The organism is Aedoeadaptatus coxii, from assembly GCF_001553115.1.
Classification (GTDB): Bacteria; Bacillota; Clostridia; order Tissierellales; family Peptoniphilaceae; genus Aedoeadaptatus; species Aedoeadaptatus coxii.
The window spans coordinates 100,748-109,239 of the sequence record NZ_KQ960183.1 but is presented as its reverse complement, the minus strand read 5'-3'; the positions used below and the strand labels follow the sequence as shown (position 1 = coordinate 109,239).

The following is an 8,492-nucleotide window of genomic DNA, read 5'->3' as shown; positions in this document are numbered from 1 at the left end:
AATGACGCAGGAACAAAAGGAACCGTTCTTGCGAGACATCTCATTCAATCATTTTTACCGGGAGAAACAAGCCCTGAATTGGCTCACCAGATTGGTATGGAGCTGTGTAAAAAGATACTCAAAGATGGTACGAATTTGTCTTATCTACTCACGTAGATAAGGGGCATATCCACAATCACATCATCTTCAATAATGTAAATATGGTAACAGGTAGATGCTACCAGTCTAACAAGAAAAGCTACCACCAAATCCGTTATCAGAGTGATAAACTGTGCAAAGAAAATAATCTATCCGTCATTGACGAGTTTTACGAAAGCTATAAGAAAAAATATAATATTAAAGGTAAATCTTGGTATGAAAACGAACAGGCAAAGCATGGCACTTCTTGGAAAAGTAAACTTCAATTTGACATTGATAGAATGATTAAACAGTCTAAGGACTGGGACGAATTTTTAAAGAAGATGGCTGATCTTGGCTATGAAATCAAATACGGTAAGCACATTGCTTTTAAGCCAAAAAATAAGGCGAGATTTACAAGGACTAAAACAATCGGAGAAGATTATACCGAAGAAAGATTAAAAGAACGCATTACAGAAAGAGAGTTTATCAAGACTCCCGCCGTCAAAAAACGCATCGGCAATGTTATTGACATGAACACCAATGCAAAGGTAAAGGAAAACAAAGGCTACGAATATTGGGCAACCAAACATAACCTTCATACAATTGCTGAGTCTGTTATTTATATCAGAGAACATGGCATTAAATCCGTTAAACAGCTTGACGAGTATATTCAAAAAACAGCCGATGAAAGGCAAAATATACAAGAGAAAATCAAGGCTATTGATAAGGAAATGCAGAAGCTTTCTACCACTATGGAACAAGTTCATACCGTTAAAAAACACAGAGCGTGCTACAAGGAATATACTGCTAATCCGTCTGACAAGGCATTTTTTGAAGAGTACAAAGCTCAGATTACCCTATATGAAAATGCTCTCTCAGAGCTTAAAAAATCCTATTCCAAGCTCCCAAATTCAAAGGATATTTTAGCTGAGCTTGATAAATTACAAGAAAAAAAGAACACCCTTATGCAAGAGTATTCTTCCTCAAAATCCACTATGGACGAGCTTTATAAGATACGAAAAAATTACGGAATTTATATGGGTAAGGAGATGGAGAGATGATATATTTGTTTCTCTCCAAAATATTTTTGACAATCTCTCTTTCCCTTTAACTAAGCTTAAAAATTTAAAGCTTTTTTTAATAGATCATACTCATAGTCCAGTAATATATTTTTCAAAATTTTAATATTTTGGCTCAACCATGGTATTATTTCCACATTATCATTATATGTTTTATTATCTTTTTTGAATTGAACTTCTATTTTTTTTATTCCTGATGATGGCACTCCAAAATCTATCAAAAATCTAAAATCTTCACCTATTTGCCCATTCTCTAATAATGAATTGAATATGCTATAATCTCCATAGTTACGATTGCTATTCTTTTCAAAAGTATATTTTTGAATAGAATCCAATACTGAAAGCAACTTCGGAATTTTATAATTCGCATCATTTCTAACAAACTTTAAAACGTCTTCAATAGCTTGTTCATGAAAATTCTTATTTGATCTTTTTTTTCTTAAGAATTCTTCCCTTTTAAAAATTGTTTCCTTTAATGATTTATTAATAATATCCAACGCCATTATAGCTTGAGACTTTGCAAACTTTTCACTATCATTATTGTCTAAATATTTATACGCCAAATAAAGTGTCCTCCATAATTCTTCATATGAAGGAATTCTACTCCACTTTAAATAAGATAAATTACCAATATTTAATCTAATATAATTGTATAATTTCTTCTGTCCTTCCACAGAAATTAGATTTTTTCTAATTATCGCCTGTAAATCTCCTGGTATTTCTGATTCCAACAGTTTCCTCCTATCTTTATCTTCAACATATTCATCAGGTATGCTGAATAATATCTCATCTGATATATTAGCTTGATCAACAAAAGGAACATCAATCGAAAATTCTTCAGGTTGCAATTCCTCATTAAATAAATAAACATTTCCAGTATAGTACTTTCCCATTCTGCCCGCTCTACCCTTAATATTAGCAAAGTCAAAAAAATCGATAGGATTACTTCCTTTATTTTGACTGTATATTAAGATATTCTTTGCAACAGTGTTCACGCCTTCTATTAACGACACAGTTGCAAACAAAATTGACAGAATTCCATTATTAAACATTTCAATTTCAGAAGACACTATATGTCGAGGTAAAGCCCCATTATGAGCTCCAATTCCATTCATCATAAGTTTTTTAAGTTTCCATTTTTCAGATATATTTTCATCCATCCATTCAAATACTGGTAAATTACTATTAGCAAAATTAGTAGGTTTTAAATAATTTATATATTCATTGGCTAATTTATACGCTTCATTTGGTGATTTTACATACACTATACTTGGTTCTTTTAGTTCTTTAAGTAATTTAAATAATTCTTTCTTTTTTTGGTTACTTTTCAGCGGTCTATTATTTTTACGAACTTCTATTATATTAGTATTAACCAATGAATAGTCTGTCTTAAAAAAAACAACATTATATCTTTCAATAAATCTGTCTGAAAGTGAATTTACACAAGGTGTTAAAAACAAGGCTTGAGGTTTATAATCCATTATTTTCATTATAGAAATATTTAAAGCATCTATTCTATCATCATTTCTTAAGTTACTAACTTTATAAAATTCGTCAACAATAAAAAAATCAATTTTAGGCAAACCTACATATTCAAGAACTCTTTCTGCCGTCAATATAAATATATTCCTATCAGTAGCTTTTTGTTTGGTGTTTATAACAATGTTGTAATAATTTAAATATTTACTCATGTTTTTTCTTGTTTCATCAATTAATGCAAGTGTAGGTTGAATTATTAAAATGTTATTATACTGTTTTCTGGCAACGAATTCTTCAATAAGAAGACTTTTTCCAAAACTCGTTGGAGCACTAACTGCAACATTTTTCTTTAAACTAACTGCCCTTTCAATTTCCTTTTGTTGCTCATGAAAATATATACCATTTAAAAAATCTGATTTAAAAAAAGCACTACGAACACTAGATTGCAAAGATTGATTATAATTTTCAATGCTTTCAATTTTATCAATATAATAAGGATAAAAACCAGCTCTTTCAATCAAATCCAACCATATGGATTTAGCATCATCATTAACTTGATCCCAATTTTCTAGTACATTTATCAAAAATTTCCTTGCATCAGTTTTGTCAATAATAGAAGTATAATATTTAGTACAATTCCAATTATATTCAAAATCTTTCAAATATTCAGCATTAAATTTAACACTATCATTCATATTTGCTGCCCTCCTTTTAATTTTTGATGAAGAGAAGATACAAATTCTCTCTTATCATCTAAAGGAAATGCCAACAAATAAACATTTAGATAATTTGCCCATGGGTGTTGACTTAATAAAGTATTCATTTTCTTATCTAATTTTTCTACTTCTTCCTTTAATGTTTTTTCGAAATTATCTTTATTAAAGTTGACTAAGCTATTACTTTCAAATGCAGCAAACAAACATACATTAATATCTGCTAATTTATTGAGAGTTTTCGTATTAGGATCCAACAATTTTAAAATATAATCGTCACAATCAATTTTAGAGTCGTGTATTCTATTTGTAATAATTTGAAATTCACTATCTAGAAAATTAACATTAAAATGATTTACTACATCGTTTGCAAGTTCATTAATTGCTGTAGATGAATTTTTATATAGTTTGGATTCTCCTAGCCATATAATTTTTTTATTGGTATCTACATGAACTGCATCAAATCCATGTGCCACACTACCAGCGCTATCTTTAAAATATATTTTAGAAATCAATGCATCTGCTCCAAAATACTCGTGTAAAAGATGGTATAATAATAATTCACCAAATTCACCTCTTTTGATATATTTATCTTCTGTAGATGTAGAGTCCAAATATTCTCTACTAGCTTCCTGAATTTCTTTAATAGAATATATTTTCTTCATAGCTTCTCTTACAGTTGGAACCAAGCCTATTTCATCTTTTTTCTTATTCATTACATCTGTTCCAAAAGCAAAAGCAGGAATATCATCAAATAATTCATTATAAAATTTGTCTTTTACTTGACCATAGCCATTATCAAGTAAATCAAAACTTATATAGTAAATATGCAATTTATTATTGATTTCTATATTATTTGAATGCTTATGACTCATTTTTTCTCCCTTCTATTTTTATTTAATCTATACTTTAATAATTTATAGCCAATCTAATACTTATCTTTACCAGTGGAGTATCACACTATAATTAATCACTCAAATTTGATCTATTTTCAATATTTACACATTCAACAATTTCTTTAATATCACAATCCAAAGCACTACAAATTCTAAGCAAAACATCCGTAGTTACATTTTGCCCATTTTTTATTTTATAAAATGTACTTTTACTTACTTTTGCCTTTTCCATCAATTCATTATTTGTCATATCTAAATCAATGAGTTTTTTAAATAATCTTTTATAACTAAAAATTCTCTATATACCCTACATTGAAAACTAATATTTATTATATTATACCATTAAATGTCGGTTTAATATAAAAACGTTCTCATTAAAATGCATTTAAGTTTTTAAAAAAAGAAGCAGAATAATTCCACTTCTCTAATCACTTAATATTTCCTTGTCTGTAATATTCCAAACAGTGTCTGCTGGAATATTACAGCTCACTAACCCTATTTGAAATAATTGTAACTACATCAACAACCTTATCAAAGGTCAAATCTCCAATATACTTATTTTCACTGCGATATACTTCCCACAAAGATCTTAGGTGTGAATCTTCTTTTATGTCCTCGATTATTTCCTCATAGTCTTTTATTATCTCCTGACTTCCTCTTTTGTCGGAAGTTCTTTCTATCGCTTGTTTTAAAATTTCATAATCTATCTGGTCTTTTTTTAGCTTGTAGAGAGTGTATAGGTCATAGAAGTCTCTCATTCGTGTTGTTGTTATATTTCTTCTGATTATGGTTTCGTATTTTTCAGCTAAAATTGTTTCTAATGGATATGCCATTATTTTAATATCTTCTTTGGTAAATATACATGGATAGGTGTATTCTATCTCTTTTGGTGTTATTGCATCTCCTGTTGTTAGGTCTAGTTTCATCGGGTTTTTGGTCTTTCCAACATTTGCTATTAGTGATATTCTAAAGTTCTCGTACTCGTCCTCTTCCCTAATATAACTAATGTCTTTTATTTCAAATTTTATTCCATCTTCTACATTGATATTTATAATTTCATCTACGACTTCTTTTATTTTCTCTTCTTTTAGGGCTATGCCTTTTATGGTTGTATCCATGTCCATAGTTGTTCTATTTTCAATACCAATTAGAGATGATATCAGGAATCCTCCTTTTATTACAAAATTATTTTTGTAATTTGATTTGGATAGCCTTTCTAAAAATCTTTCGAAGAAATATATTTGCAGAACTTCTTGTGATTTCAGATTTTTCTTCTCTGCAAGACTTCTTATCTTGCCCTTTATACTCTCGATATTAATCACGATAATACCTCCATGTATTTTCTAATTTCATTTTCTATTTTAAATAATCTACTGTATTTTATGAGTCGTCTTAGATTTTTATTTGATGATTTAAAGTATCTTTTTATGGCTTCTGTAAAAATTTGCTTATCTATTTTTTCTCTGTCGATTATGATGTCACAAATTGTTCGATCTATATCGTAAACTGGAATAAGGTTGCCTTGTGGTGATTTTATTTCTGTCTTTCCTAGTTCGTATAAATCTCTTTTTACATAGTGAACTTGTAGATCTTCGTACCTCTTTTTGATATGGCTGGCATTATAGCCTTGGGGTACAGATATATGAAATACATTTGGGGTCCTATCTGATAGGTCATGTAGATATAGGGCTGTTTGATGGGAAAATATAATTCGATTGCTATTTGATGATATTAAAACAAAATCGTCTATTACTTTTCCTTTTAATTGATATAGTCCTGGTCTTAATCTTTCTAATTGTCCGATTTTTGTTAATTCTGATAAATTATGCCTAGTATATCCAAGTTCTTCTGCTTCTTTGTTGGTGATTACTAAATTTTCTTGTATATATTCTTTAAGTATATTCATAGTCCGCCTCCTCTCGTTTACGCTTTTATTATATGTTATAAAAGCGAATATGTAAAGTTGCTTATGAGTTTTCCATTTTTTGAAAAAGGATGTAACGAAATATTACTCCCTTTAATAAAAAAAGAGCAGCCTTATAAGCTACTCTTGTAGAAAGTACAAAATGAGTTATTATATTTTTTGTGTTTCCTCATACTAGTCTCAAAACTACTCTTACATCCATGTAGTTTTTTTGAGTCTTTTTTACATATCCTTCTTCATTTTTTTCAAATACAAAATGCTTATAAAACTGCTTAAAATGCAGGATTTCTATATTTACATCTTTTGTATCAACGCTATAGTCTCCACATGGCTTGAGAGGATAGAATGAATGTCATTTGAGTGTGTCCGTTCTCGGGAACATATCCACTGCGTTTTTGGGGCTATCGGTAGACGGGAACATATCAATACACCTCATGGATTATTATTTTAGAATGGATTTTAAGTAATCTAATAAATCTGATTTAGTTAGAGGCTCTGCATGACTTAAAATACAATACTTACAGTCGAAACTTTCTATCAAATTTGTTAATGACATTAATTTTTCTTTATCCATATACCCATCATTGTAGAAATCCTCGCTTGTTGAATCTCCCAAGAACAATATTTTTTCCTCAGGAATATAGATAAGCACCGTATCTTCCGAATGGGGTGAAACCGTATGAAAAATCATTGCGGTTATTCCACCGAGATTAAGGGTAAGCTCTTTTTCAAATTGGATATCCGATAGAACGGCAATAATTCTTTTATTATCTACATATTCTCTAGCTAGGCACTCATCATCATTTATCAAAAATTTTATATATGCACTGTCAGATAGTTTGGCTCTTTCCTATTTCAAAAACTCGTTGGTTTTATGGTGTGCAATGGACAATCCGTGAATTTTATGCATTCCAAAGGTATGGTCCCAGTGCCAATGAGTGATGACAGTAAAATCTGGCTTCTTTAGGTCCTCGATTTCTAGGGATTTATAAAATTCATCAACATGGTCTGCTGAATTTCCTGCATCAATGGCAAGTGCAATTTTATCTCCATTTAAGTATGCCAACATAGGCCTATCAGTTTCTGGTTGATGTGGATAATAAAAGACCCTGCTAGTTATCTTTTTCAGTTCCATTTGCCATCCCACCTTTCTGGTAATAAATCTTTCAGCAACACTTCTTCCATTTCAGGTAATACAATTTGGGTCTCTATATTTTGATTATCTATCTGTGCAATAAACTCTCTGCACCTTCCACATGGTGGAAGTATACTCCCATCTTCAAATACAGCGATAATCCTTTTGATTGCAGTTTCATTGTTCTTTACCATTTCAGCAATAGCTGACTGTTCAGCGCATAAGCCAATAGAACAGGGCAAGTCAATGCATATTCCTGTAAAGATGTTACCGCTATTTGTCTCCAACGCGCACGCAACATGCCCTGAAGTTCCAAAGTTCCGTAACTTTTTATGATTAATTATACTGAAAGCAATTTGATATAATTCTTGTTTATTCATTTTCTTCTCCAATATTATTTAGCTTAATAATACGTTATTCTTTTTTCAAAACACTAAGTTATTCAGTTCACCATCAAGAACTTTTATAGTTTCATTTCTTTCCTTATCCTCTTGATTGTCATATAAAAGTTGTTCAATAAACTCCCATATATCTTCTAGTTTACGTCTAATATGATAGAATAACAAAGCATCCGTATTGATTAAAAAATCTTTGTGTAATTTCAGGTATATGTTCATAAATACATCATAATATGGCTTATCAACAAAAAACATGAGATCAGCTTTTACTGGAGCCAATTTCAAGCCTTCCCAGTCAATTAGAACTAACTGCTCATCCCGTTGCATCAAGTTCCAATTATGAATATCTGTATGGCATAGGGCCATTTTAGGATTACTTCGTCTTAGAATCTCCGACAGTCCTTCAACTCTGTCAATAGATTGTTCAAGGGGTTTTATGTGTGCCCCAAGCAAGCATTTTAAGTCCATGGGAAGACTGGCGCATTCTTTACGCAATACTTGTTTTAGCTGTTTCAGAAATGGCAAGCTAAAATCTTCCCTAATTAGTTGCACATATACCTACTATATCAATAAATTTTGAGTTATCATTGACTATATTAGTTGCTATTATCAGAATAGTCGTCGATAACTATATTTTCGTGCAAATATGCAAATAAGTAAAATGATAATTATGTTATATCATAATAATTGAAAATAATAGAATGCATTTTTCAATGTAATCAAAACTACCAGCTTAGCTGGTAGTTTG

9 protein-coding genes and 1 pseudogene are annotated in these 8,492 nt (G+C 30.3%); 1 reads left to right on the top strand and 9 read right to left on the bottom strand.

Going from position 1 to position 8,492, the window contains the following annotated elements; all coding sequences use genetic code 11:
- Positions 1-1,181: pseudogene (locus tag HMPREF1863_RS08790) on the top strand (relaxase/mobilization nuclease domain-containing protein); the annotation flags it as partial.
- Between the two features lie 56 nt (positions 1,182-1,237).
- Here the strand turns inward: HMPREF1863_RS08790 and HMPREF1863_RS08785 are convergent.
- The 9 genes from HMPREF1863_RS08785 to HMPREF1863_RS08755 all read right to left on the bottom strand — a co-directional run bounded on the left by HMPREF1863_RS08785 (position 1,238) and on the right by HMPREF1863_RS08755 (position 8,296).
- A complete protein-coding gene (locus HMPREF1863_RS08785; protein WP_068370159.1) occupies positions 1,238-3,373 on the bottom strand; it encodes a DEAD/DEAH box helicase in 2,136 nt (711 codons plus the stop codon).
- A complete protein-coding gene (locus HMPREF1863_RS08780; RefSeq protein WP_068370156.1) occupies positions 3,370-4,266 on the bottom strand; it encodes a HamA C-terminal domain-containing protein in 897 nt (298 codons plus the stop codon). Before HMPREF1863_RS08780 ends, HMPREF1863_RS08785 begins: the two co-directional genes overlap by 4 nt.
- A 91-nt stretch (positions 4,267-4,357) precedes the next feature.
- The gene (locus tag HMPREF1863_RS09020; protein WP_269746524.1) at positions 4,358-4,582 is read right to left on the bottom strand and encodes a helix-turn-helix domain-containing protein; all 225 of its coding nucleotides are present in this window, start codon (positions 4,580-4,582) and stop codon (positions 4,358-4,360) included.
- Between the two features lie 184 nt (positions 4,583-4,766).
- Positions 4,767-5,609 (bottom strand): nucleotidyl transferase AbiEii/AbiGii toxin family protein, encoded by an 843-nt coding sequence (locus tag HMPREF1863_RS08775; RefSeq protein ID WP_068370153.1) that lies wholly within the window; start codon positions 5,607-5,609, stop codon positions 4,767-4,769.
- On the bottom strand, positions 5,606-6,193 hold the full coding sequence (locus tag HMPREF1863_RS08770) for a type IV toxin-antitoxin system AbiEi family antitoxin domain-containing protein (RefSeq protein ID WP_068370150.1): 588 nt from the start codon (positions 6,191-6,193) through the stop codon (positions 5,606-5,608). The genes HMPREF1863_RS08775 and HMPREF1863_RS08770 overlap by 4 nt, the downstream gene beginning before the upstream one ends.
- Positions 6,194-6,653: 460 nt before the next feature.
- Positions 6,654-7,022 (bottom strand): MBL fold metallo-hydrolase, encoded by a 369-nt coding sequence (locus HMPREF1863_RS09385; protein ID WP_232300147.1) that lies wholly within the window; start codon positions 7,020-7,022, stop codon positions 6,654-6,656.
- A gap of 39 nt (positions 7,023-7,061) precedes the next feature.
- On the bottom strand, positions 7,062-7,346 hold the full coding sequence (locus HMPREF1863_RS09380) for an MBL fold metallo-hydrolase (RefSeq protein WP_232300146.1): 285 nt from the start codon (positions 7,344-7,346) through the stop codon (positions 7,062-7,064).
- Positions 7,337-7,726, bottom strand: a complete 390-nt coding sequence (locus HMPREF1863_RS08760; RefSeq protein ID WP_001041171.1) for a cytidine deaminase family protein — start codon at positions 7,724-7,726, stop codon at positions 7,337-7,339. The genes HMPREF1863_RS09380 and HMPREF1863_RS08760 overlap by 10 nt, the downstream gene beginning before the upstream one ends.
- 45 nt (positions 7,727-7,771) lie before the next feature.
- Positions 7,772-8,296: a phosphotransferase gene (locus tag HMPREF1863_RS08755; RefSeq protein ID WP_001176020.1), complete on the bottom strand. Its 525-nt coding sequence runs from the start codon at positions 8,294-8,296 to the stop codon at positions 7,772-7,774.
- Positions 8,297-8,492 lie beyond the last annotated feature (196 nt).

What these genes read in the sequence shown, in the direction of transcription:
- HMPREF1863_RS08785 (WP_068370159.1), bottom strand. Translation starts at nt 3,373, where the DNA reads ATGAATGATAGTGTTAAATTTAATGCTGAATATTTGAAAGATTTTGAA.
- HMPREF1863_RS08770 (WP_068370150.1), bottom strand. Translation starts at nt 6,193, where the DNA reads ATGAATATACTTAAAGAATATATACAAGAAAATTTAGTAATCACCAAC.
- HMPREF1863_RS08760 (WP_001041171.1), bottom strand. Translation starts at nt 7,726, where the DNA reads ATGAATAAACAAGAATTATATCAAATTGCTTTCAGTATAATTAATCAT.
- HMPREF1863_RS09380 (WP_232300146.1), bottom strand. Translation starts at nt 7,346, where the DNA reads ATGGAACTGAAAAAGATAACTAGCAGGGTCTTTTATTATCCACATCAA.
- HMPREF1863_RS08780 (WP_068370156.1), bottom strand. Translation starts at nt 4,266, where the DNA reads ATGAGTCATAAGCATTCAAATAATATAGAAATCAATAATAAATTGCAT.